Here is a 21,661-nt window from a genome sequence, read left to right on the forward strand (position 1 = left end):
CGCCGACGCGCTGAATCTACTTTGCAAGCTCAAAGGCTTAAGAGCCGAGGCAGCGTCATCGGAGCCTCCCGGGTCACCGGGGAATTGTGCCTGATCAGGGCACCATCCGAGACACAAGAGCCGAGCCCATGCTCGGCTGCTTCTGGCGGGAAAAGCAGCCGGGCATGGGCTCGGCTCTACAATAGGCGGCACTTCTACCAGGACCGCTCCCATGACCGAACCCACGCTCCACGTCACCGTGAAGTTGAACGCCCGGCTGCAGCCGGAGCATCGCCACGAGCTGTTCGAAGACCCGCTCGATGCGCTGCTGCAGGCGGCCAATGTCGGCGAGATCACCGGTGGCGGCACCGCGATGTCCGACGACGGCGAGGTCGAATACGGCGATATCGAAGTGGCACTGGTCGACGTGGCCGGGGTGCCCAAGCTGATCGACCTGCTGGAGCAGCTGGGTGCGCCGAAGGGGTCGAAGATCCAGGGGGCAGGCGAAGCTGATCGCAGCTTCGGCGTGACCGAGGGCCTGGGCATCTACCTGGATGGCCTGAACCTGCCGGACGAGGTCTACGAACAGTGCGATTCCAACCACGTGTTCGAGCAGCTGTCCGAGCGCATTGATGGCCTTGGCGAGATCTGCAGCTGGTGGCAGGGCCCGAGCGAGACCGCGCTGTACATGTACGGCCAAACGTTCGAGGCGATGCGCGATGCGATCGCTGAATTCGTGGGCAGCTACCCCCTGTGCCAGAACGCACGCGTGGTGCAGATCGCCTGAGCGACATTGTTGTGGAGCCGAGCATGGGCTCGGCTCTACAGAAGGGGGCCGGCCGAGCGCGTCCCTCGGGCCACGCGACGGTGCGCACGGGCCCCTGCACAGCGCCGGATTGATCCTGCTCAAGGCGCCGCCTCCACATCCGGTGTGCAATGGTGGCGTTCCCATCTGGCAGACCGCCACGGAGCCCCACCATGTACAAGCGCATCCTGATTGCCACCGACGGGTCCGAGCTGGCCGACAAGGGCCTGGCCAAGGGCCTGGAGCTGGCCAAGGACCTCAACGCCGAGGTCGATATCGTGACTGTCTCCGAGCCGTGGGCCGTCGGCATGTACGACGCCATGGGCTGGAGCGTGGGCTACATGAACAGCCCGGAATACAAGGCTGACCGCGAGGAAGGCGCGCAGAAGGTGCTGCAGCCGGCGCTGGCCAAGGCTGCCGAGCAGGGCATCACCGCCAACCCGGTGCACGTGCTGGACCGCTACGCGGCCGACGGCATCATCGAGACGGCGGCCGAGCGCAACAGCGACCTGATCGTGATGACCTCGCACGGCCGCCGTGGCGTGACCCGCGTGCTGCTGGGCAGCCAGACTGCCGAGGTGCTGGCACGCAGCACGCTGCCGGTACTGGTCATCCGCTGATCCATACCCGCAGATTCAAGCGTTCCCGGGGAGGGACCCGACGCCGGCCGCAGGATGCGCGCCGGCGTTGTTTTTTTGTGGGGGGATCGGCGGCCGTGCCGATGGCTTCGAGGGGGTCAGAGCCCTTTCCTGTGGAAAGGGATCCGACCCCGGTCACAACCCCGGTCACCTCACCAGCTGTACAGCTTCCAGTAGACCGGCGACACGCCATCCTTGTCGTTGTCGAATCGGCCATCGCCGTTCTTGTCGTACATGTAGAACGGGGCACCGCGCGACGGGGTCACCTTGACCATGCGCAGCTGGCCGGACACACGGTATTCCTCGATGACATCGCCGTTGTCCATGGTACGCCTGGACACATCCGCGCCCTTGACGTCCACCGGGGGAGCACCCGCGCCACCCATGCTGGCGCAGCCAGCGAGCAGGAGCAGGGAAGCCAGCATCAGGGTCTTCATCGGCGGGGGCCTTTGCCTGGAAAGAGCCCTGATTATGCCCCATCGCGGTGTGCGCGCCGTGTCGCCGCGGTGCAGGCACGGGCGCGTAGAATCGGCGCATGAGCAGATTAGTCCTGATCGACGGGTCCAGTTACCTGTACCGCGCGTTCCACGCGCTGCCGCCCCTGTCCAATGCACAGGGTGAACCCACCGGCGCGCTGTTCGGCGTGGTCAACATGCTGCGTTCGACGCTGAAGGAGCGCCCGGCCTACGTCGCGTTCGTGGTCGATGCGCCCGGCAAGACCTTTCGTGATGACCTGTACGACCAGTACAAGGCCAACCGCCCGCCGATGCCCGATGAACTGCGCAGCCAGGTCGAGCCGATGTGCCGCATCGTCGAAGCGCTGGGCATCAGCATCCTGCGCATCCCCGGCGTGGAAGCCGACGATGTGATCGGCACGCTTGCGCTGCAGGGCCTGGCGCAGGACCTGAAGGTGACCATTTCCACCGGTGACAAGGACTTTGCCCAGCTGGTGCGGCCGGGCATCGAACTGGTCAACACCATGACCGGCAGCCGCATGGATTCCGACGCGGCGGTGATGGACAAGTTCGGCGTGCGCGCCGATCAGATCATCGACCTGCTGGCGCTGATGGGCGACGCGGTCGACAACGTGCCGGGCGTGGAGAAGTGCGGGCCGAAGACCGCTGCCAAGTGGCTGGCCGAGTACCAGCACCTGGACGGGGTGATGGCGGCCGCGCCGACCATGAAGGGCAAGATCGGCGAGAACCTGCGCGCTGCGCTGGAACGCCTGCCGCTGAACCGCGAATTGGTGACGATCCGCACCGATGTGGAACTGGAGGCCAGCCCGACCACGCTGGCGCTGCGCGAGCAGGATGTTCCGGCGCTGACCGAGCTGTATACGCGCTATGGTTTCACCCAGGCGCTGAAGGAGCTGGGCGCGCCTGTGCCGGCACCGGTGGCCGCCAGCGAGGCGACCCCGAGCCTGCGCGGCACTGCGGCCGGCTTCGCGCGTGGCAGCGTCGAGGCGCCCGCCGCCGGCACGCTGGATCCGGCACTGTCCGCGCCGGGTGAATACGAGACCGTGCTGACCAGCGGGCAGCTGCAGGCCTGGGTCGAGCGCCTGCAGCAGGCCGAGCTGATCAGCTTCGATACTGAAACCGATGCGCTGGACGCGATGCGCGCGCGCCTGGTCGGCGTCAGCCTGGCTGTCGAGCCGGGCAGGGCGGCCTACATTCCGGTCGGCCACGATTACCCGGGTGCGCCGGCCCAGCTGCCGATGCAGCAGGTGCTGGATGCGCTGCGGCCGGTGCTGCAGGACCCGGCGAAGAAGAAGCTGGGCCAGCACGGCAAGTACGACCTGCATGTGCTGCGCCGCCACGGCGTGGAGGTGCAGGGCTACCACGACGACACCATGCTCGAGAGCTTCGTGCTCAACTCCACCGCCACCCGCCACGACATGGATTCGCTTGCCCTGCGTTACCTGGGCTACACCACCCTCAAGTTCGAGGACGTGGCCGGCAAGGGCGCCAAGCAGATTCCGTTCTCGCAGGTGGGCATCGACGAAGCCAGCCGCTATGCGGCCGAGGACGCCGACATTACCCTGCGCCTCCATCGCGCGCTGCAGCCGCAGCTGCTGGCCGAGCCGGCGCTGGACAGCGTGTACCGCGACATCGAGATGCCGCTGGTGCCGGTGCTGACCAGCATTGAAGCCAACGGCGTGCGGATCGACACCGACGAACTGCGCCGCCAGAGCCAGGACCTGTCCTCGCGCATGCTGGCCGCGCAGCAGAAGGCCACCGAGCTGGCCGGCCGCAGCTTCAACCTGGATTCGCCCAAGCAGCTGCAGGCGGTGCTGTTCGACGAGCTTAAGCTGCCGGCGGTGGTGAAGACCCCGAAGGGCCAGCCCAGCACCAATGAAGAGGCACTGGAGGCAATCGCCGACCAGCACGAGCTGCCACGGGTGATCCTCGACTACCGCGGGTTGGCCAAGCTGCGCAGCACCTACACCGACAAGCTGCCGGAGATGGTCAACCCGGACACCGGCCGGGTGCATACCAGTTACCACCAGTCCGGTGCCGCCACCGGCCGCCTGTCCTCATCGGACCCGAACCTGCAGAACATCCCGATCCGCACCGAGGACGGCCGCCGCATCCGCCGCGCGTTCGTGGCGCCGGAGGGCTTCCAGCTGCTGGCCGCCGACTATTCGCAGATCGAGCTGCGGATCATGGCCCACCTGTCCGAGGATCCGGGCCTGGTGCGCGCCTTCGAGCAGGGCGCCGACGTGCACCGTGCCACCGCCGCCGAGGTGTTCGGGCGCACGCTGGAGGAAGTGACCCCGAACGAGCGCCGCGCCGCCAAGGCGATCAACTTCGGCCTGATGTACGGCATGAGCGCCTTCGGCCTGGCCCGCAATCTGGGCATCGACCGTGGCCAGGCACAGGACTACGTGGCGCTGTACTTCAGCCGCTATCCGGGCGTGCGCGACTTCATGGAGCGGATGCGCCAGCAGGCCCGTGACCAGGGCTACGTGGAAACCCTGTTCGGCCGTCGCCTGTACCTGAACGACATCCACGCCCGCAACCAGGGCCTGCGGGCCGGTGCCGAGCGCGCCGCGATCAACGCGCCGATGCAGGGCACCGCCGCCGACATCATCAAGCGTGCAATGGTGGATGTGGACCAGTGGCTGCGCGACAGCGGGGCACCAGCGCGGATGATCCTGCAGGTGCACGATGAACTGGTCTTCGAAACCGAAAGCAGTTTCGTTGAAGACCTGCGTTTGCAGGTGGTGGAGCGCATGTCGCAAGCGGCCAAACTGCGAGTGCCGCTGGTGGTCGATACCGGCGTCGGCAGCAACTGGGATGAGGCGCACTGACGGAATTCAGGCCGAAAACGACGTGAATGTGTTCATGAGTCGGGGGTTTCTGACTCGACCATGAATGTTGCCCCGATTGAAATTCATTAAATGGGGCCCCTTCACGAACCGTTAGTGTTCGGAGTGCTTCTATAACTCCCGACAGGCGCAATGCCTGTTGTGGATCTCTCCCATCCCCTGGAGCAGATCTCGGAACGGGGACTCCTCCCCAAGTGCCCGTTCCCCGGCCCCGTTGACCTCCCCCTGGTCAGCGGGGCTTTTTATTTGCGCCAACGGAACCTCGGATGGGGTCAGATCCCTTTGCCCGTCGGGCAAAGGGATCTGACCCCAGGTGCTAGGCTGGGCCACCGTTCCGCAGGGGAAGACCATGCCCGACCTGTTCGCCCTGGCCATGCCGTGGTGGGAATTCATCCTGCGCGCGGTGGTGGTGTATGTCGTGGTGCTGGGCATGGTTCGACTGGGCGGCAAGCGGGCCCTGGGGCAGATCACGCCCTTCGACGTGCTGCTGATCGTGCTGCTGGGCAACGCGGTGCAGAACGCGCTGCTGGGCGCTGACACCTCGCTGGGCGGCGGCCTGCTGCTGGCGGCGACCCTGATCCTGCTGAACTACGGGGTGGGCTGGCTGACCACCCGGAACCGGCGGATGGAGCGGTTGATCGAAGGAGAACCCACCGTAATCGCGCGCGATGGTCGCCTGTTCGAGGCGGTACTTCGCCGCGAGCTGATCAGCCGCGCCGACTTCGATGCCGCGCTGCGCCAGCAGGGCGGGCTGCAGATTGAAGACGTGCAGATTGCCCTGCTGGAGACCACCGGGCACATCACCATCATCGCGCGGAAGGGCAGCTGACCAGCGCCGAGCCCACGCCCCGCGCGACGGCACCCCTCAGAGCCAGTCGCGCGGCACCAGATAGTCTGCCAGGCGCGATTCGGGGCTGCCCGGTTCGGGCGAGAAGCCGTATTCCCAGCGCACCCGCGGTGGCAGGCTCATCAGGATGCTTTCGCTGCGGCCACCGCTCTGCAGCCCGAACAGGGTACCGCGGTCGTAGACCAGGTTGAATTCCACGTAGCGGCCGCGGCGGTACAGCTGGAACTCACGTTCGCGCTCGCCGTAGAGGGCGTCCTTGCGCTGCTGCACGATCGGCAGGTACGCATCGAGGAAGCCATCGCCGACCGCACGCAGATAAGCGAAATCGCGCTCGAAGTCGCCGTGCAGGTCATCGAAGAACAGGCCGCCGACGCCGCGCGTTTCATTGCGGTGGCGCAGGAAGAAGTATTCGTCGCACCAGCGCTTGTGCGCGGCATAGCGTTCTTCGCCGAACGGCGTGCACAGGTCGCGTGCGACCCGGTGCCAATGCTGCACGTCCTCGTCGAACGGGTAGAACGGGGTCAGGTCGAAGCCGCCGCCGAACCAGCTGGCCACCACTTCGCCGTCGCGCTGCGCCTGGAAGAAGCGCACGTTGGCATGGGTGGTCGGCACGTACGGGTTGAGCGGGTGGAACACCAGCGACACGCCGGTGGCGCGCCAGGAGGCGCCCGCCAGTTCCGGGCGGTTGGCCGAGGCTGACGGTGGCAGGCGGCTGCCAGCCACGTCGGAGAAGCCGATGCCGGCCTGCTCGAACACCGCACCGTCGCGCAGCACGCGGGTACGCCCGCCACCGCCCTCGGCACGCTGCCACAGGTCTTCCTGGAAGCGGGCCCGGCCATCGACGGCCTCGATCGCCGCACAGATGCGGTCCTGCAGCTCGGTGAGGTAGGCGCGAACGCGCTCGAATTCGTTCATGGCGCGTACTTTACCGCAGGGCCCGGCCAACGCCGCGGACAGGCCCTGGCAGGCTCAGCGCTTGCGGTTGGTAGTGCGCGGCGCCGGAGCGTCGTCCACGGCCGCTTCATCAACCGCCTTCTGCAGGGCACCGCCCAGCGTGATCAGCTCCCAGTTCTGGGTTCCGAGCACATCGCAGGCCACATGCAGGCCGCTGCGGTCGGCCTCGCACAGTTGCCCCAGGATGGCGCGTGCATCCACGTCCGCCCCATTGCCCTGCGCGGTGACCAGGTTCTCGCACCCTTCGCGGACGCCGGCGCGGCAGACCGTGGTGTAGTGCTCTGCGGCCTGCAGCCAGTGCCCGGACAGCGCCAGCCGGTTGCCGAGTATGTTGCAGCCCTGCAGCTTGCCCTGCGCACAGCAGGCGTCGGCGCCGTCCTCGTTGGCCAGCGCCAGTGGGCAGTCCTGCGGCAGCGGCAGCACCGTGTAGTGTTTCGGCGGGCTGCAGGTGCTCGCGCCCTCGCCGGTCGGCACGAACACCTGGAAGCGTGTCCACGTGTCCAGGCCCAGCAGCTGGCCCCCGGGCAACGGCCGCAGCACGAAGTCGCCGCCCTTGTCGTGGCGGATGCGGATGTCGCCCTCTTCGACACGGGCACGCAGCTGGCTGTCCCAGCCGATGCCGACCCGTCCTGCATCGCCGAAGTCCAGCGTATCCATCAGGCCACCTGCGGCGCGGAAGGTACCGCAGGGCAGCGCCGTAGCCGGCTGCGGCCGCAACGAGGCGCCCAGCGCCCGCAACGCAGGCAGGCGCTCACAGGCGGCGCTGTCCTTGCCGGGCGCGCACGCTGTGGCCAGTGCCTGCACCGCCTGCAAGGGGTCGCCGGATTCCCACGAGAGCTCGGCCACGCGGCTGCAGAAGCCGCCATGGCCGACCTGCTGGCACAACTGCAACAGCTGCTGGCGCTGCGCGGCCGGCACCACCACCGGCGTGGAGGGTGACAGCACGGAGCTCACCGCTTCGACCATCGCCGCACCCATCGCGGCCTTGACGATCTGCTCCTGCAGCGCCGGATCCGCTTCCAGCGCCGCTGCACAGGCCGGTGTCTCGTTGCTGAAGCCGCCATTCCGGCACGGCACAGGCAGTTCGATGCCGGCCAGTGCGGTATCGAGGATGGCCCGTTGCTGCGCCTCATCCGGCGTGGCCGGCGCCCTGGCCTCGTCATGCCAGCGATCGGCCAGCTGCAGGCACATGCCGGGCACGCCCTCCCGGCAAGCCGCTGCCAGCACGGTCGGGGTCGCTTCGCGACGGTTGTCCAGGCACGCCGCCGCATCGGCCAGGCAGCTGCCTTCAGCCGGGGTGGCGGCTGCGGCGCATTGTGCGGGGGCCTGCAGGGTGTAGACCGTGCCATCCACCTCGACCGTGCGGCCCCGATCGCGCACTTGCAGCACGCTGGGCAGGCCGTACTCCAGGTTCACCAGCTGCAGCTTTCCGTCGATCTGCTGGAACGCGACCGGCGTCGGTGCGCTGCCGAAGTGCTTCTGCTCGCCGCGGTTGGATGAGCTGACACGCAGCGTGCTGCTGCCTTCCTCGGCCTCGAACAGGCCGCATTGCGGTGACTGTGCCGCGGCCACCGGCGTGGCCAGCAGCAACGCCCAGGCCAGCCAGTGGCGGTACGGTGCGCGTGAGAGCATGTCATCTCCTTGACGATCAAAGGCAAACGCCGGGTGCTGCCGGAGGCCCTGGCCCACGCCCGGCAGAACTCAGTGGAAGCGCGCGCGCACGTCGGGGCGCAGCAGTCGCCAGGCCAGCCAGCCCTGCAGGCCGAGAAGCACGAACGACATGCCGACCACGGTCAGCGTGATCAGCCAGCGTTTCAGCTGCAGCTCCTGCAGCAGGGCCGGGTCATCGGCCAGCAGCGGAATGAAGTCGCCCATGAACAGGTCCAGCCACCAGGCGGCTGCGAAGTTGGTCAGGGCACTCAGCAGCAGCAGTACCACGAAGCTCCACAGGCCCCAGCGACGTTCACGCAGCAGGCCCCAGCTGGACACGGTCGAGGCCAGGCACAACAGCGCGACGACCATTGACGCGGCCACCGGGTGCGCCAGCAGCCAGACCAGGCTGTGCAGCTGCTGTTGCTGCACTTCGCTTTCCACCAGGCGCCACAGCCTGAGGTTCTGCAGCGGCCACAGCACCAGTCCCTGCAGCACGAAGTAGATCGTCAGCAGCAGTGACAGCCAGAACGAAGCCTGTGCGACCGGGCGCACCCAGGCGTGATACGCCGGGGAAAGCGGCGAGGGGATCGACGGGATCGACATTGACATCCGATGTCCTTGCAGTCGGCGCCCGCCTGCTCAGCGGGCCGTCGCCCGGGTGGCGACGGCCGGCAGGATATGGTGTTCGCTCAAGGGTGCCAAGGGCAGGCCATGCGGCGGTTGCAGCGGCACCCAGGCCAGTTCGGCAATTTCGGCGCGCGCCTGCGGCGCACCGTCCACCTGCACCCACCACGCCTGTGCCTGCACGCGGTGGCCGGGCTCGTTCACAGCCCAGTCCTCGAACGTGCCCAGCGCGATGGCGGCATCGGCGCGCAGCTGCACGCCCAGTTCCTCGTCCAGCTCGCGGGCCAGCGCCTGCAGGGGCGCCTCGCCGGGTTCGGGCTTGCCACCGGGCTGGATGAAGCGGCGCGCACCCTGCTTGCGCACCACCAGCGCCCGGCCGCGGTCATCCAGGATGACCGCAGCCACGATCCGGATCGTGGCTGCGGCATTGCTCACTTCAGGTTCTGCTCGAACAGCTTGAGGATGCGCTTGTACTGGTCCAGCCAGGAATCGGCACGCACATAGCCGTGGCGTTCCAGCGGGTACGGGGCGATCGACCAGTTGTCCTTGTGCAGTTCGATCAGGCGCTGGGTGAGGTTCACCGAGTCCTGGAAGAACACGTTGTCATCCATCATGCCGTGGGCGATCAGCAGGTTGTCCTGCAGGTTCTGTGCGTACTCGATCGGCGAGGACACGCGGTACGCCTCCGGGTCGATGTCCGGGGTGTTGAGGATGTTGCTGGTGTAGCCGTGGTTGTAGTTGTGCCAGTCCACCACCGGGCGCAGCGCGGCGCCGGCCTTGAAGGTGCCCGGCGCACGGAACAGCGCCATGAAGGTCATGAAGCCGCCATAGGAACCGCCGTAGATGCCGGCGTGGTCGCGGTCACCCTGCTGGGTGTCGACCAGCCAGTCCAGGCCGTCCTTGTAGTCTTCCAGTTCCGGGTGGCCCATGTTGCGGTAGATCGCCGTGCGCCAGTCGCGGCCGTAGCCCTCGCTGCCGCGGTAGTCCATGTCCAGCACGATGTAGCCCTTCTGCACCAGCAGGTTGTGGAACATCTGCTCGCGGAAATAGGCCGGGTAGCGCTGGTGCACGTTCTGCAGGTAGCCGGCGCCGTGCACGAACATCACGATCGGGTACTTGCGGCCCGGTTCCTTGTTCTCCGGTTCGTAGTACTTGGCCCAGACCACGCCGGCACCATGCTTGGACGGCACTGCCACCAGCTTCGGCTGGATCCACTGGCGTGCCTTGTAGTCGGCGGTGCGGGTGTCGGTCAGCACGCGCGCCTGGCCACCGGCACTGGGCAGCACCGCCAACTGCGGCGGCAGGTAGGCGCCGGAGTAACGCACCAGCAGCTGCTGGCCGTCCGGCGACAGCGAGAAGTCTTCCACGCCGTTGAGGCTGGTCAGCTCGCGCACCTGGCGGTTGCCGGTGTCGACCGCGCAGACTTCGTAATCATGCGGCGCCTGCTGGTTGCACAGGAAGTAGAAGCCCTTGCCATCGGCCGACGGCACCGGTGCCGAGGTTTCCCACTTGCCGCTGGTCAGCGCCTGCGGCTTGGCGGTGCCGGCCTGGGTGTACAGGTGCGAGAAGCCCGATTCCTCGGACAACAGCCACAGCGTGCGGCCATCGGCCATCCAGCCGAAATCGTTGAAGCCCCAGTTGATCCAGGCGTTGTCGGTCAGGCGGTGGCGGTTCTGAACGCGGCCGTCGGCGGCGTTGACGCTGATGATCCAGCGGTCCTTGTTGTCGTTGGCACGCAGCATCACCGCGGCCTGCTGGCCGTCGGCGCTCCAGCGGATGCCGCCGCCCATGAAGTCGCTCATCACCTGCACGCTGCGCTCGCCCTTCAGTGCATCCTTGCCGGCCTTGCGGCGCAGTTCGGCCAGCGGGTCGGTGCTGATGCCCGGCAGGCCGGACAGCGAGACTTTCTCGGCCTTGCCGGTGCGCACGTCCACGTACCACAGGGTGTGTGGCTCGAAGCCGTTGCGGCCGACGCGGGTGCGGGTGTCCTCGGTTTCCTCGTAGCCCGACTCGGTCACGTACAGCGGCATCTTGCTGGTGCGGCCGTCGTCGAAGTCCTTCGGCTTGGTCACCACGATCAGGTGGGTCAGGTCCGGCGACAGCACGCTGTCACCGATCTCGACGTCGGCGCCCAGGTAGACCGGGCCCGGTGCGCGGGTCGGATCCGCCTGGCGCCAGCGCTGGTCCTGGTCCTTCAATGCCTCGCGCTGCTCGCGGTCGCGGCGCAGGGTTTCCAGCGTGCGCAGCTGCTGGTCGCGGAGCACGTCGGCCTTCGGCGGCGTGCGCGGGTCCTTCTCGGCCTTCAGGCTGGCCACCTGCTGCACGCCGCTGGCGGCGGTCCAGTGGAACCAGTTCTGGCCGACGCGCCAGATCACGCCGTTGTCGGCCGCGAAGTTCACATTGCCCGCGCGCTCGTTGCTGCGGGTCAGCTGGGTCAGCGCGCCACTGCGCAGGTCGCGCACGAACACATCGCCATTGCGCACGAAGGCGCTGCGGCTGCGGCTGCGGTCGTAGACCGGATCGGCGACGTCCAGGGTACCGCGCTGGTCATCGGCCACCTGCGCGGCCACGCCGCCGGCCACCGGCTGGCGGAAGGTGTCGCGCACCGGGCTGCCGTTGCGCTTGAGCTGGTATTCCACCTGCTGGCTGTTCCACGACCACCAGGCCTTCTCGACCGGCGGGCCGATCCAGTCCGGGTCGGCCATGGCCTGTTCGATGGTGATCGGCGTCGGCGCGGCATGCGCGGCCGGTGCGGCCAGCACGGCCGACAGCAGGAGGGACAGGGGCAGCACTCGGGACATGGGCGGACGGCACCAGAAGAGGAAACCGGGCAAGGGTAGCAGCCGTCCGGGCCGGGGGCAGGGGCCACAGGTCATGGCAGCGGCATTGGCAAAGTGGCGCAACCGGTTGCCGTGGTCGCGCATCCATTCTCCTGAACCCGCATCATCCACCGAACAGGAGCCCGACCATGCAGGAACTGATCCCGATCACCCTCTTCATCTGCATCGCCTACGCGATCCATGCCATTGCCGATGCACGCGCGCGCAGCAAGCTGGTGGCCCCGCACGTACCGGAGGAAGTGATCCGCTCGCTGGCCGTGCTGGAAGAAGAGCGCCGCCGCCAGGGTGCGTTGCGCTGGGGCATCAGCCTGGTCTGCCTGGCCCTGGCCATGGCCCTGCTGGAAGCCATCGGGGCCCGCGACCTGACCTTTGGTGCCGCTGCCGCGCTGGTCGGCAGTGCCGGCCTCGGCCAGCTGCTGGCCTGGCACTTCACCCGGCCTGCCGCGCGCAAGGGCTGAGGCAGGCATGCCACGGGCACAGGGGGCGCCCCGCGCATGAGCCTGCTCGGCGAAGCGCTGTCGGCACTTCGGGGCCGTCGCCGCCACGATGCAGCGGCGACGGCGGCACCCGCTGCACCGCTGGATGCGGACCAAGCCTTGGTGCGGGCCATCATCGATGGCTCGCAGGCGGCGTTTTCGCAGCTGGTCGAGACCCATCAACGCACCTGCGCGCATGTGATCGGGCGCATGGTGGGCGACCGTGATCAGGTGGCCGACCTGCTGCAGGAAACCTTCCTGGCGGTGTTCCGCCAGCTGCACCGGTTCCGCTTTGAATCTTCGTTGCGTACCTGGGTTTCGCGGGTGGCCTACACCACCGCGCTGCAGCACCTGCGCCGGAGGCGGCTGGAGGCGCAATGGATGGTGGCGGTGGAGGTGCCGGAGGAATTGGGGATCGGCGATGAAGGGCCGGGGCCGGCTGAACTGAGCGAGGCGCTGCAGGCTGGTCGCCATCTTGGCGAGGCGCTGGAACGGCTGAGTGCACCGCAGCGGCTGATCGTCGGCCTGCATTACCTGGAGGATTTCGATCTGGCCGAGATCGAGCAGGTGACTGGGCTGGCGCGCGGTACCATCAAGAGCCACCTTCACCGTGCGCGCCAGGTCCTGAAGCAGGAACTGACGCGGCATGCCACTGCCGGAGAGCTGCTGTGAACCCACCCACCGACCCTCGCGATGCGGAAGAGCGCGCGCTGGCGCAGGCGTTGCGTAAGCAGGCTCGGCAGGAAGAAGCGCCGGACGTGAGTGAGGCGCTGCAGAAGCGCATTGCCGCCGAGTCGCGCGACAGTGGCGTGGGCTATGTGGTGGTGCAGGTGCTGTTGTTTGGCGCGCTGTTGGCTGCGGCGGCCTGGTACTTCTGGCACTGATTGAAGATCAAACCCGGGGCCCTTTATGGAGCCGCCGTGCCTCAAGCCCGATCGAAACCTTCTGCAACCCGTCCACGGGGACCACTTGGATCATCCCTTCGATTTTTCGATATCTTCAGGATTCAGATCGATGCTCCTCGACTTCCATTCATCCAGCTGAATCTGGCTGAGGAACGCCCTGATCAGCGGATGATTATCAATCTCTGCTCGGACCTCCGTCGTGACCAGCAGCGTTTGTCGTGTTGGACCCTGCTGATCGATCATCTCATCGGTCACCACTTCCTCGACGACGAATCTTTCGAACTCCTCAGGGATGAAGTCAAGCGATTCTGAAGATTCATCGGTCAGGAAAAGCACCAGTGAATCCAAGGCCAGAACGAACGCCTCGCCTTTATTGTCAGCGGCTGAAACACCGTACTGGTCGAGTGGAACGGCGTTCTCGAGATAGAGATGGGTCTCGCTCATTAGACGTTGTGAAGGCATGTCGCCAGTCGCAACCAAGTTCCACAACGAATCCAGAAAGTTGCGCGCTGGCTGCTCTTGGAAAATCGATGAGGCTGAGAAGCCAAGGTAGAGCCTTTCGGTGGAGTAAAGCGCGCGCAGAAGCTCACGGCGTTGGGAAGTTGTGATCATTGGTTCTCTAAATGATTTGGCTGATTTTGGCGATGTTTCGTGAGGAACCGGCGAAAGTTGCAGTGCTGCCTGCCGAACTCGGCCGACTGCAGTCAGCAACCCAGGACGGCAAGAAGCTCTCACGTCAAAGGACCCGCAGATATGCAACGAGTTGCAATTTGTCCGGCCCATCTGAAATTGGACCCTTCCCTGAGCCGGTCCACCTGCGACAAAGTGAAGCAGCGCGTCACCCGGTCGCATCCCGTCTTAACGAAATCCTCCTAAAGTGGTCCGGTATCCCACCGGTCGCAGGCAGGAGGCGTCCCTTGGACGCGTTGTTGTTGTCCCGGATCCAGTTCGGATTCGTCATCAGTTTCCACGTGCTGTTCCCCGCCTTCACCATCGGCACGGCCAGCTGGCTGGCCTTCATCGAATGGCGCTGGCTGCGCACGAAGTTGCCGGTGTGGCGCGAGCTGTATTTCTTCTGGCAGAAGATCTTCGCGGTGTCGTTCGGCATGGGCGTGGTCAGCGGCATCGTCATGGCGTTCCAGTTCGGCACCAACTGGCCGCGGCTGAGCGAGGTGGCCGGCACGGTCATCGGCCCGCTGCTGACCTACGAGGTGCTGACCGCGTTCTTCCTCGAAGCCAGCTTCCTCGGCGTGATGATGTTCGGCTGGGGCCGGGTCTCGCCGCGCCTGCATTTCCTGTCCACCTGCATGGTTGCGCTGGGCACGCTGTTCTCCACGTTCTGGATCCTGTCGTCCAACAGCTGGCTGCACACGCCGGCCGGCTACGAGATGGTCAACGGCATCGTGCATCCGGTGGACTGGTGGCAGGTGGTGTTCAATCCCTCGTTCCCCTACCGCCTCGCGCACATGGCGCTGGGCTCGTTCATCACCACCTGTTTCGTGATTGGTGGCGTGGGTGCGTGGTACCTGCGCAGGGGCACGCACGTGGAAGCGGGCCGGCGCATGCTGATCGCCGCTGTGGCATTCGCCGCGCTGACCGTGCCGGTGCAGATCTTCGTCGGCGACATGCATGGCCTGAACACGCTCAAGCACCAGCCGATGAAGATCGCGGCGGTGGAAGCGCATTGGCATGAGACCCGGGAAGGCGAGGGCGTACCGCTGGTGGTGTTCGCGCTGCCCAACGAGAAGGAGGAGCGCAACGATTTCGAAGTGGCCATCCCGAAGCTGGGCAGCGTGATCCTGACGCACAGCCTGGACGGCACCTTCGACCCGCTGACCGCGGTACCGGCCAGCGAGCGGCCGCCGGTGACGCCGGTGTTCTTTGCCTTCCGCATCATGGTCGGGCTGGGCACGCTGATGCTGCTGCTGGCCTGGGTGTCGGCCTTCCAGCTGTGGCGCAACAAGCTGCTCGATTCGCCATGGCTGCTGCGCGGCTGGAACTGGATGCTGCCCAGCGGTTTCATCGCGCTGCTGTCGGGGTGGTTCGTCACCGAGATGGGGCGCCAGCCATGGGTGGTGTATGGCCTGCTGCGCACCGCCGATGCGGTCGGCCCGCAGAGCGCGTGGATGACCGCGCTGTCGCTGGGTGTCTACGTGGTTGGCTATGCCTTCGTGTTCGGCTGGGGCATCTGGTACCTGGTGAAGATCCTGCGCCACGGACCGCAGCCCTACGCCGAAGGGCCGTCGCTGGACCACGGCAGCCACACCCCGGCGCGCCCGCTGTCGGCAGCCGACGAACCGCTGGAGGAGCGCTGACATGGACCTGATGACCTGGCTGCCGGTGGCGTGGTTCGCGGTGATCGGCTTCGGCGTGCTGATGTACGTGGTGCTGGACGGCTTCGTGCTTGGCATCGGCATCCTCGCCCCCTTCGCCGAGGACGAGGAGCAGCTGGACCTGATGATGAACACCGCCGCGCCGATCTGGGACGGCAACGAGACCTGGCTGGTGCTGGGTGGTGCCGGCCTGCTGGCGGCCTTCCCCAGGGCCTATGCGGTGCTGTTGTCGGCGCTGTACCTGCCGGTGCTGGTGCTGGTGGTGGCGCTGGTGTTCCGTGGCGTGGCCTTTGAATTCCGCTTCAAGGCACATCGGTCACGCCGGCTGTGGAGCGTGGCGTTCGGCCTCGGTTCGCTGCTGGCGACGTTCGCCCAGGGCGTGATCCTGGGCACCCTGGTGCAGGGCATCCCGCTGGTGGACGGTGTCTATCAGGGCGGGCCGTTCGCCTGGTTCAGCCCGTTCGCGATGCTGACCGGTGCCGCGCTGGTGGCCGGCTATGCGCTGCTGGGCAGCACCTGGCTGATCCTGAAGACCGAAGGGCGCGTGCAGGCGCTGGCGCGGCAGATGACCCGGCCGCTGGTGGTGGCGGTGATCGCGGCGATGGGCCTGGTCAGCAGCTGGCTGCCGTTCCTCGATTCGCGGTTGATGGCGCGCTGGTTCAGCGACGGCAACTTCTGGTGGCTGTCGCCGGTGCCGCTGCTGACCCTGGCGGTAGCCGCTGCGCTGTGGCGCAGTGCCACCCACCCGCGCCGTGACCTGCCGCCGTTCCTGCTCAGCCTGGCCCTGTTCGTACTCGGTTTCCTCGGCCTGGTGCTGGGGATGTGGCCCTACCTGCTGCCACCGTCGATGACCCTGTGGCAGGCCGCCGCGCCGGCCTCCTCGCTGGGCTTCACCCTGGTCGGGCTGGTCATTCTGCTGCCGGTCATCCTCGGCTACACGGCGTGGTCGTACCGGGTGTTCCGCGGCAAGGTGCACGCCGATACCGGTTACCACTGATCGATTGAAGCGGGGGCCGCCGGTGCCGGCTCCCGTGTTGGGGAATGTGAAACCTGCACACCCCGTGCAGGACGTGCTAGCGTGCGCTCCTTTCCGGCAGCCAGGGGGGCGGCCGGCGACGTCCTGGACGGACGCACGGCTGCAGGAATGGGGGGCCGCCGCGCGTCGCCGTAATGGCTCGTGCCTATTGTTCTCCCGTTGAAGCACCTTCGCTAAATGATCGAATTCTCCATCGTCGACTGGGCTGCCTGGGCGCCCGGCCTGAGCGAGCGTAGCCAGTGGCTGGGCTGGGCCGATGCGCCGTATCCGCCGGTTGGCGAAGACACGCCGGCGTTGGCCGAGATCCCGGCAATGCAGCGCCGCCGCATCGAGCGGCTGGGCCGGATGGCGATCCAGGCTGCCTGCTGGTGCGAGGATGGGCAGGGGGCGGACAACCAGGTCCCGCTGGTGTTCGCCAGCCGCCACGGCGACGTGGCCCGTTCGATGGAGCTGCTGGGGGCGCTGGCCAGTGATCAGCCCTTGTCACCGACGGGGTTCGGCCTGTCGGTGCACAACGCGATCGCGGCGTTGTACTCGATCGCGCGCGGCCACCGTGGCAACTACCTGGCGCTGGCCGCCGGCCAGGCCACGGTCGAGACCGCCTGTCTGGAAGCGGCCGGTCTGCTCGCCGATGACGCCCGCGAAGTGCGGGTCGTGGTGTATGAGTCGCGCCTTCCCGAGATTTACTCGACGTTCGCCGACGAACCCGACCCGTTCTTTGCCTGGTGTTGGCGTTTGACGGCGCCGATGCCGGGCCAGCCGACCCTCTCCCTGCAGTGGGAGGCGGCGCCGGAGGCCCCTGCCACCGCCCCGGGCGCGCTGCCGCACGCGCTGGACCTGCACCGCTTCCTGCTGTCCGGTGCGCCGGCGCTTGAGCACGTGGCCCAGGGCCAGCGCTGGCGCTGGGGGCGCCGTGGCTGAGGCGCTGCGCCGTCTCGATCATGCCTGGCGGGTGCTCGGCACCGGCCTGAGCTTTGCCGCATTCGGCATGGGCGGCCTGCTGCTGGGCGTGCTGGTGATGCCGGTGCTGCTGCTGATGCGCGACCCGGTGGTCCGTCGCCGCCGGGCCCGCCGCGTGGTTCAGGTTGCCTTTGCCAGCCATCTGCGCCTGATGCGCGCGCTGGGGGTGATGACCTACCAGATCGAGGGCGGTGAACGCCTGCAGCGCGACGGTTTGCTGGTGCTGGCCAATCACCCGACCCTGATCGACGTGGTCTGCCTGATCTCGCTGCTGCCCAACGCCGATTGCGTGGTGAAACGGGCCGTGGCCTGCAACCCGTTCATGCGCGGTCCGGTGCGGGCGGCCGGCTACATCTCCAATGACGATGGCGCTGGCCTGGTCGATGACTGCGTGGCGGCGGTGCACGCCGGCGGCACCCTGGTGATCTTCCCCGAAGGCACCCGCAGCGTGCCGGGCCAGCCGCCGCGGCTGCAGCGCGGGGCCGCCAACATCGCCGTCCGTGGCCGGCTGGACATCACCCCGGTGCGGATCACCTGCACCCCGCCCACGTTGACCAAGGGACAGAAGTGGTATCGTGTCCCCTCACGTCGCTTTCACGTTCGGCTGCAGATCGGCGAAGATATCCCGATCGCGCCCTTCCTGGCCGATGACGACTCGCCGAGGGGGGATGCCTTGGCAGCCCGCCGCGTCACCGAGCACCTTTCTCGTTATTTCGACCTGTCTGGAGATCCGCCCCGTGCAAGCACTTGAGCACGAGATCAAGGAATTGATCATTTCCTCCCTTTCGCTGGAGGACATCACGCCGGAGGACATCGATCCGACCGCGCCGCTGTTCGTCGAGGGCCTCGGCCTGGATTCGATCGACGCGCTGGAGCTGGGCCTGGCGCTGCAGAAGAAGTACGGTGTCAGCCTCTCGGCCGATTCGGAAGAAACCCGTCGCCATTTCTCCAGCGTGCGCGCGCTCGGCGAGTTCGTCGCCGCCCGCCAGTCGTAACGGCGCCAGGAATAGCCATGACCAAGAATGAACTGTTCGAACGCATCGTCAGCATCCTGACCGACAGCTTCGAGATTGAAACCGCCCGGATCACCCCCGAGGCCCGGCTCTACGACGACCTGGACATCGACAGCATCGATGCGGTCGACCTGATCGTGCAGCTCAAGCCACTGCTCGGCCGCAACCTGCAGCCGGAAGCGTTCAAGGCCGTGCGCACCGTGCAGGACATCGTTGATGTCGTGTATGGACTGCTGCCGGACCAGGCAGCCGCCTGACCGCAGCGCCGGCGGCTTCGCCATGGCTCGCGCACGTACCGTCGTGGTGGCAGCGATTTCGCTTGCCTACCCGCTGCTGGTGTACCTGGCGATGGGCCGCTTCGAGCCGCGCTGGCTGTCGCTGCTGCTGTTCACCCTGGCCCTGCTGCGTGCGCTGAGCACGCGCCAGCCGTTGTGGTGGGCCGCCGCCGCCGGCACCGGCCTGCTGGCGGTGCTGGCCACCGTGCTCAACCAGGCCCTGCCGCTGAAGCTGTACCCGGCGCTGGTCAATGCGGTGATGCTGGCGGTGTTCGGCACCAGCCTGCGCTTCGGGCCGCCGTTGGTGGAGCGCCTGGCGCGGCTGCAGGAGCCGGACCTGCCCCCGTTCGCGGTGGCCTATACCCGCCGCGTCACCCAGGTGTGGTGCGGCTTCTTCGTTCTCAACGGCAGCCTGGCCCTGCTGACCGCGCTGTACGCGTCGGACCGGGCCTGGATGCTCTACAACGGATTGTTGGCGTACGTGATGATGGGCGTGTTGTTCGCAGGTGAGTGGCTGGTGCGGCGGCGGGTGAAGGCGGCGCACGCGCATGGCTGAGTGGATTGCCCTGGACCGGCTGCTGCTGGAGGCGCGGCCGCAGCGCAGCGTCGGCCTGTGCGACGGAGACATGGTTGACCACACCTGCTTCCGCCAGCGCGTACGGGGCTGGCGCGCCGCCTTTGCGGCGGCTGAAGGCCGCGACTGGGCCCTGTATTTCGATGACGCCGTGGCCTTCGCTGCGGCGCTGTTCGGCGCCTGGCATGCCGGCAAGCGGGTGTTCCTGGCCGCTGACAACCTGCCGGCCACGCTGCAGGCGCTGCAGCCGCAGGTGAGCGGTTTCGCGGGCGACGTACCGGCCGACTACCGCCCGCTGGCGGCGCTGGACGCCACACTGGACGACGAACTGCAGGCGCTGGACGAGCGCGCCTGCGAGCTGTGCGTGTTCACCTCCGGCAGCACCGGCCAGCCCAGTGCGATCGGCAAGCGCCTGGACCAGCTGGCGCGCGAGGTGGAAGCGCTGCAGGCCGCGTTCGGTGCGCAGCTGGATGGCGCGCAGGTGCACGGCACGGTGTCCCACCAGCACATCTACGGGCTGCTGTTCCGCGTGCTGTGGCCGCTGGCCGCCGGCCGCCTGATCCATCCGCGTCGGTTCTTCCACGAAGACCTGGTGGGTGCGCTGGCCGGTACCGACACGGTGCTGGTGGCGACGCCGGCCCATCTCAAGCGCCTGCCCGAGCAGCTCGACTGGGCCAGCCTGCATGGCCGTCTGCGCGCGGTGTTCTCCTCCGGTGGCCCGCTGCCGGAGGACGCGGCGCGACACGTGCGGCAGTGGTTGGGCGTGGCCCCGACCGAGGTCTATGGCAGCAGCGAGACCGGCGGTATCGCCTGGCGCCGCTGGGACACCGACCTGCCGCCGTGGCAGCCGCTGCCGGGTGTGCAGTGGCGGATCGACGACGGCTGCCTGGCGGTGGCCTCGGCGCATCTGGAAACCCCCGGCTGGTGGCGCACCCAGGACCGCGTGGAAGCCCTGGCCGATGGCCGTTTCCGGCTGCTGGGCCGCGCCGACCGCATCGTCAAGATCGAAGAGCGCCGCGTCTCGCTGGATGCGCTGGAACGCGCGCTGCGCGAAGACGCCGAAGTGGATGACGTGCGCGTGCTGGTGCTGCCCGGGCAGCGCGAGCAGCTGGCCGCCGTGGTGGTTCCGGCCGATCCGGCGCTGCTGGAGGGCGGCGACGCCGCGCGCCGTGCGCTGGGCCAACGCCTGGGCGCGCGCCTGGCGCATGCGCATGACGCGGTGACCCGGCCGCGCCGTTGGCGCCTTGTGCAGGCGTTGCCGATCAACGCGCAGGGCAAGGTGACCCAGGCGGCATTGGCGGCGCTGTTCCAGCCACTGATGCCGGTGCCGGTCTGGGACCGCCGCGACGCCGCCAGCGCCACGCTGCGCATGACCCTCGACCCGGCGCTGCGGCCGTTCCAGGGCCACTTCCCGCAGGCGGCGATCCTGCCCGGTGTGGCGCAGTTGGACTGGGCGATGCGTTTCGGCCGCCAGGCATTTGCGATGCCGCGCGCGTTCCTGCGCATGGACGCGGTGAAGTTCCAGCACGTGGCCCGCCCCGGCGATGAGTTGACCCTGCAGCTGGACTGGGATGCCGCACGTAACGTGCTGGCCTTCCGCTATACCTCCAGCCACGGTGTACATGCCAGCGGCAGGGTGGTGTTCGCCGATGCGGACTGACCCGGCCGTTGCCGGTGCCGCGTTTGCGCCACTGGTGGTGATTCCCGTCTACGACCACGAGAACGCCATCGTGGCGGTGGTCGACGGTGTGCAGGCCGCTGGCTTGCCTTGCCTGCTGGTCGACGATGGTTCGCATGATGCGTGCGCGGCGGTGCTGAGCACGCTGGCACAGCGCCAGGGCGTCGACCTGCTGCGCCTGGACGCCAACCAGGGCAAGGGTGGGGCGATGCTGGCCGGTTTTGCTGAAGCCGGCGCGCGTGGCTACAGCCACGTGCTGCAGATCGACGCAGACGGCCAGCACGATACCGCTGACCTGCCACGCTTCATCGAGGCCGCGCGTGTGCATCCCGACGCGGTGATCTGCGGCATTCCGGCCTACGACGCCAGTGTTCCCAAGGCACGCCTGTATGGCCGCTACGCCACCCACGTCTGGGTCTGGATCAACACGCTGTCGCTGCACCTGCGCGACACCATGTGCGGCTTCCGGGTGTATCCACTGCCACCGGTGCTGCGCCTGATCGGTGAAGAGACCATCGGCCGGCGCATGGATTTCGATACTGAAGTGATGGTGCGCCTGTACTGGCGCCAGCTGCCGGTCGAGCACCTGGCCACGCGCGTGACCTATCCCGCCGATGGCGTGTCGCACTTCGATGTGTGGCGCGACAACGTGCGCATCAGCCGCATGCACACCCGCCTGTTCTTCGGCATGCTCTGGCGCGCACCGCGGCTGCTGTGGCGCCGCCTGCAGGGGCAGCGCTGAG

The 21,661-nt window shown here is 67.6% G+C and carries 23 protein-coding genes; 16 read left to right on the top strand and 7 right to left on the bottom strand.

What is annotated here, in order from left to right:
* Positions 1 to 211 precede the first annotated feature (211 nt).
* Positions 212 to 766: a hypothetical protein gene (locus tag AC5P7S_RS00005; protein WP_095378256.1), complete on the top strand. Its 555-nt coding sequence runs from the start codon at positions 212 to 214 to the stop codon at positions 764 to 766.
* A 191-nt stretch (positions 767 to 957) separates the two neighbouring features.
* Positions 958 to 1,404: a universal stress protein gene (locus tag AC5P7S_RS00010; protein ID WP_005420335.1), complete on the top strand. Its 447-nt coding sequence runs from the start codon at positions 958 to 960 to the stop codon at positions 1,402 to 1,404.
* 170 nt (positions 1,405 to 1,574) lie between these two features.
* On the opposite strand, the gene AC5P7S_RS00015 is transcribed toward AC5P7S_RS00010, so the two are convergent.
* Entirely contained in the window at positions 1,575 to 1,859 is a 285-nt protein-coding gene (locus AC5P7S_RS00015; protein ID WP_049443782.1) for a DUF2782 domain-containing protein, read from the bottom strand.
* Between the two features lie 98 nt (positions 1,860 to 1,957).
* On the opposite strand from AC5P7S_RS00015, the gene polA reads away from it, so the two are divergent.
* On the top strand, positions 1,958 to 4,732 hold the full coding sequence (gene polA, locus AC5P7S_RS00020) for a DNA polymerase I (protein WP_053498328.1): 2,775 nt from the start codon (positions 1,958 to 1,960) through the stop codon (positions 4,730 to 4,732).
* 367 nt (positions 4,733 to 5,099) lie between these two features.
* The gene (locus tag AC5P7S_RS00025) at positions 5,100 to 5,579 is read left to right on the top strand and encodes a DUF421 domain-containing protein (RefSeq protein WP_053498330.1); all 480 of its coding nucleotides are present in this window, start codon (positions 5,100 to 5,102) and stop codon (positions 5,577 to 5,579) included.
* Between the two features lie 36 nt (positions 5,580 to 5,615).
* Here the strand turns inward: AC5P7S_RS00025 and hemF are convergent, their stop codons facing one another.
* The 5 genes from hemF to AC5P7S_RS00050 form a co-directional block, all read right to left on the bottom strand.
* A complete protein-coding gene (hemF, locus tag AC5P7S_RS00030; protein ID WP_069138869.1) occupies positions 5,616 to 6,512 on the bottom strand; it encodes an oxygen-dependent coproporphyrinogen oxidase in 897 nt (298 codons plus the stop codon).
* Between the two features lie 54 nt (positions 6,513 to 6,566).
* A complete protein-coding gene (locus tag AC5P7S_RS00035) occupies positions 6,567 to 8,183 on the bottom strand; it encodes a hypothetical protein (protein ID WP_095378255.1) in 1,617 nt (538 codons plus the stop codon).
* 69 nt (positions 8,184 to 8,252) lie between these two features.
* Positions 8,253 to 8,813: a hypothetical protein gene (locus AC5P7S_RS00040; protein ID WP_032954647.1), complete on the bottom strand. Its 561-nt coding sequence runs from the start codon at positions 8,811 to 8,813 to the stop codon at positions 8,253 to 8,255.
* A gap of 30 nt (positions 8,814 to 8,843) precedes the next feature.
* On the bottom strand, positions 8,844 to 9,263 hold the full coding sequence (locus AC5P7S_RS00045) for an NUDIX hydrolase (RefSeq protein ID WP_005420325.1): 420 nt from the start codon (positions 9,261 to 9,263) through the stop codon (positions 8,844 to 8,846).
* On the bottom strand, positions 9,260 to 11,629 hold the full coding sequence (locus tag AC5P7S_RS00050) for a S9 family peptidase (protein WP_065177831.1): 2,370 nt from the start codon (positions 11,627 to 11,629) through the stop codon (positions 9,260 to 9,262). The genes AC5P7S_RS00045 and AC5P7S_RS00050 overlap by 4 nt, the downstream gene beginning before the upstream one ends.
* 167 nt (positions 11,630 to 11,796) lie before the next feature.
* On the opposite strand from AC5P7S_RS00050, the gene AC5P7S_RS00055 reads away from it, so the two are divergent.
* From AC5P7S_RS00055 to AC5P7S_RS00065, 3 genes are read left to right on the top strand one after another with little or no spacing between them, the layout of a single operon-like run.
* Positions 11,797 to 12,126, top strand: coding sequence for a hypothetical protein (locus tag AC5P7S_RS00055; protein ID WP_005414880.1), 330 nt, complete (start codon positions 11,797 to 11,799; stop codon positions 12,124 to 12,126).
* A 36-nt stretch (positions 12,127 to 12,162) separates the two neighbouring features.
* Positions 12,163 to 12,816 (top strand): RNA polymerase sigma factor, encoded by a 654-nt coding sequence (locus tag AC5P7S_RS00060; RefSeq protein WP_095378254.1) that lies wholly within the window; start codon positions 12,163 to 12,165, stop codon positions 12,814 to 12,816.
* The gene (locus tag AC5P7S_RS00065; protein WP_095378253.1) at positions 12,813 to 13,028 is read left to right on the top strand and encodes a hypothetical protein; all 216 of its coding nucleotides are present in this window, start codon (positions 12,813 to 12,815) and stop codon (positions 13,026 to 13,028) included. Before AC5P7S_RS00060 ends, AC5P7S_RS00065 begins: the two co-directional genes overlap by 4 nt.
* Positions 13,029 to 13,118: 90 nt before the next feature.
* On the opposite strand, the gene AC5P7S_RS00070 is transcribed toward AC5P7S_RS00065, so the two are convergent.
* Positions 13,119 to 13,661 carry a hypothetical protein gene (locus AC5P7S_RS00070; protein WP_095378252.1) on the bottom strand — a complete coding sequence of 181 codons (543 nt, stop codon included), beginning with the start codon at positions 13,659 to 13,661 and terminating at the stop codon, positions 13,119 to 13,121.
* Between the two features lie 305 nt (positions 13,662 to 13,966).
* On the opposite strand from AC5P7S_RS00070, the gene AC5P7S_RS00075 reads away from it, so the two are divergent.
* The 9 genes from AC5P7S_RS00075 to AC5P7S_RS00115 all read left to right on the top strand — a co-directional run bounded on the left by AC5P7S_RS00075 (position 13,967) and on the right by AC5P7S_RS00115 (position 21,660).
* Positions 13,967 to 15,364, top strand: coding sequence for a cytochrome ubiquinol oxidase subunit I (locus tag AC5P7S_RS00075; RefSeq protein ID WP_005420319.1), 1,398 nt, complete (start codon positions 13,967 to 13,969; stop codon positions 15,362 to 15,364).
* Between the two features lies 1 nt (position 15,365).
* Positions 15,366 to 16,379: a cytochrome d ubiquinol oxidase subunit II gene (gene cydB / locus AC5P7S_RS00080; RefSeq protein WP_065177835.1), complete on the top strand. Its 1,014-nt coding sequence runs from the start codon at positions 15,366 to 15,368 to the stop codon at positions 16,377 to 16,379.
* A gap of 216 nt (positions 16,380 to 16,595) precedes the next feature.
* On the top strand, positions 16,596 to 17,339 hold the full coding sequence (locus AC5P7S_RS00085; protein ID WP_095378251.1) for a beta-ketoacyl synthase chain length factor: 744 nt from the start codon (positions 16,596 to 16,598) through the stop codon (positions 17,337 to 17,339).
* Positions 17,332 to 18,129, top strand: coding sequence for a lysophospholipid acyltransferase family protein (locus AC5P7S_RS00090; protein ID WP_005420313.1), 798 nt, complete (start codon positions 17,332 to 17,334; stop codon positions 18,127 to 18,129). The genes AC5P7S_RS00085 and AC5P7S_RS00090 overlap by 8 nt, the downstream gene beginning before the upstream one ends.
* Complete coding sequence (locus tag AC5P7S_RS00095; protein ID WP_005411610.1) at positions 18,116 to 18,373, top strand: phosphopantetheine-binding protein; 258 nt, start codon at positions 18,116 to 18,118, stop codon at positions 18,371 to 18,373. The genes AC5P7S_RS00090 and AC5P7S_RS00095 overlap by 14 nt, the downstream gene beginning before the upstream one ends.
* 17 nt (positions 18,374 to 18,390) lie before the next feature.
* Entirely contained in the window at positions 18,391 to 18,648 is a 258-nt protein-coding gene (locus AC5P7S_RS00100) for an acyl carrier protein (protein ID WP_005420312.1), read from the top strand.
* A gap of 22 nt (positions 18,649 to 18,670) precedes the next feature.
* Positions 18,671 to 19,222 carry a COG4648 family protein gene (locus tag AC5P7S_RS00105; RefSeq protein WP_049416044.1) on the top strand — a complete coding sequence of 184 codons (552 nt, stop codon included), beginning with the start codon at positions 18,671 to 18,673 and terminating at the stop codon, positions 19,220 to 19,222.
* A complete protein-coding gene (locus AC5P7S_RS00110; RefSeq protein WP_095378250.1) occupies positions 19,215 to 20,900 on the top strand; it encodes an ApeI family dehydratase in 1,686 nt (561 codons plus the stop codon). The genes AC5P7S_RS00105 and AC5P7S_RS00110 overlap by 8 nt, the downstream gene beginning before the upstream one ends.
* Complete coding sequence (locus AC5P7S_RS00115) at positions 20,890 to 21,660, top strand: glycosyltransferase family 2 protein (RefSeq protein ID WP_095378249.1); 771 nt, start codon at positions 20,890 to 20,892, stop codon at positions 21,658 to 21,660. Before AC5P7S_RS00110 ends, AC5P7S_RS00115 begins: the two co-directional genes overlap by 11 nt.
* The last annotated feature ends 1 nt before the right edge of the window (position 21,661 follow it).

Source organism: Stenotrophomonas sp. YJH_SMC_32 (assembly GCF_059369975.1).

Excerpts from the sequence above, each read along its gene's own strand:
- AC5P7S_RS00085 (WP_095378251.1), top strand. The coding sequence starts at position 16,596 with ATGATCGAATTCTCCATCGTCGACTGGGCTGCCTGGGCGCCCGGCCTG.
- AC5P7S_RS00105 (WP_049416044.1), top strand. The coding sequence starts at position 18,671 with ATGGCTCGCGCACGTACCGTCGTGGTGGCAGCGATTTCGCTTGCCTAC.
- AC5P7S_RS00025 (WP_053498330.1), top strand. The coding sequence starts at position 5,100 with ATGCCCGACCTGTTCGCCCTGGCCATGCCGTGGTGGGAATTCATCCTG.
- AC5P7S_RS00010 (WP_005420335.1), top strand. The coding sequence starts at position 958 with ATGTACAAGCGCATCCTGATTGCCACCGACGGGTCCGAGCTGGCCGAC.
- AC5P7S_RS00100 (WP_005420312.1), top strand. The coding sequence starts at position 18,391 with ATGACCAAGAATGAACTGTTCGAACGCATCGTCAGCATCCTGACCGAC.
- AC5P7S_RS00050 (WP_065177831.1), bottom strand. The coding sequence starts at position 11,629 with ATGTCCCGAGTGCTGCCCCTGTCCCTCCTGCTGTCGGCCGTGCTGGCC.
- AC5P7S_RS00060 (WP_095378254.1), top strand. The coding sequence starts at position 12,163 with ATGAGCCTGCTCGGCGAAGCGCTGTCGGCACTTCGGGGCCGTCGCCGC.
- hemF (WP_069138869.1), bottom strand. The coding sequence starts at position 6,512 with ATGAACGAATTCGAGCGCGTTCGCGCCTACCTCACCGAGCTGCAGGAC.
- AC5P7S_RS00005 (WP_095378256.1), top strand. The coding sequence starts at position 212 with ATGACCGAACCCACGCTCCACGTCACCGTGAAGTTGAACGCCCGGCTG.
- AC5P7S_RS00040 (WP_032954647.1), bottom strand. The coding sequence starts at position 8,813 with ATGTCAATGTCGATCCCGTCGATCCCCTCGCCGCTTTCCCCGGCGTAT.
- cydB (WP_065177835.1), top strand. The coding sequence starts at position 15,366 with ATGGACCTGATGACCTGGCTGCCGGTGGCGTGGTTCGCGGTGATCGGC.
- polA (WP_053498328.1), top strand. The coding sequence starts at position 1,958 with ATGAGCAGATTAGTCCTGATCGACGGGTCCAGTTACCTGTACCGCGCG.
- AC5P7S_RS00110 (WP_095378250.1), top strand. The coding sequence starts at position 19,215 with ATGGCTGAGTGGATTGCCCTGGACCGGCTGCTGCTGGAGGCGCGGCCG.
- AC5P7S_RS00015 (WP_049443782.1), bottom strand. The coding sequence starts at position 1,859 with ATGAAGACCCTGATGCTGGCTTCCCTGCTCCTGCTCGCTGGCTGCGCC.
- AC5P7S_RS00035 (WP_095378255.1), bottom strand. The coding sequence starts at position 8,183 with ATGCTCTCACGCGCACCGTACCGCCACTGGCTGGCCTGGGCGTTGCTG.
- AC5P7S_RS00055 (WP_005414880.1), top strand. The coding sequence starts at position 11,797 with ATGCAGGAACTGATCCCGATCACCCTCTTCATCTGCATCGCCTACGCG.
- AC5P7S_RS00115 (WP_095378249.1), top strand. The coding sequence starts at position 20,890 with ATGCGGACTGACCCGGCCGTTGCCGGTGCCGCGTTTGCGCCACTGGTG.
- AC5P7S_RS00070 (WP_095378252.1), bottom strand. The coding sequence starts at position 13,661 with ATGATCACAACTTCCCAACGCCGTGAGCTTCTGCGCGCGCTTTACTCC.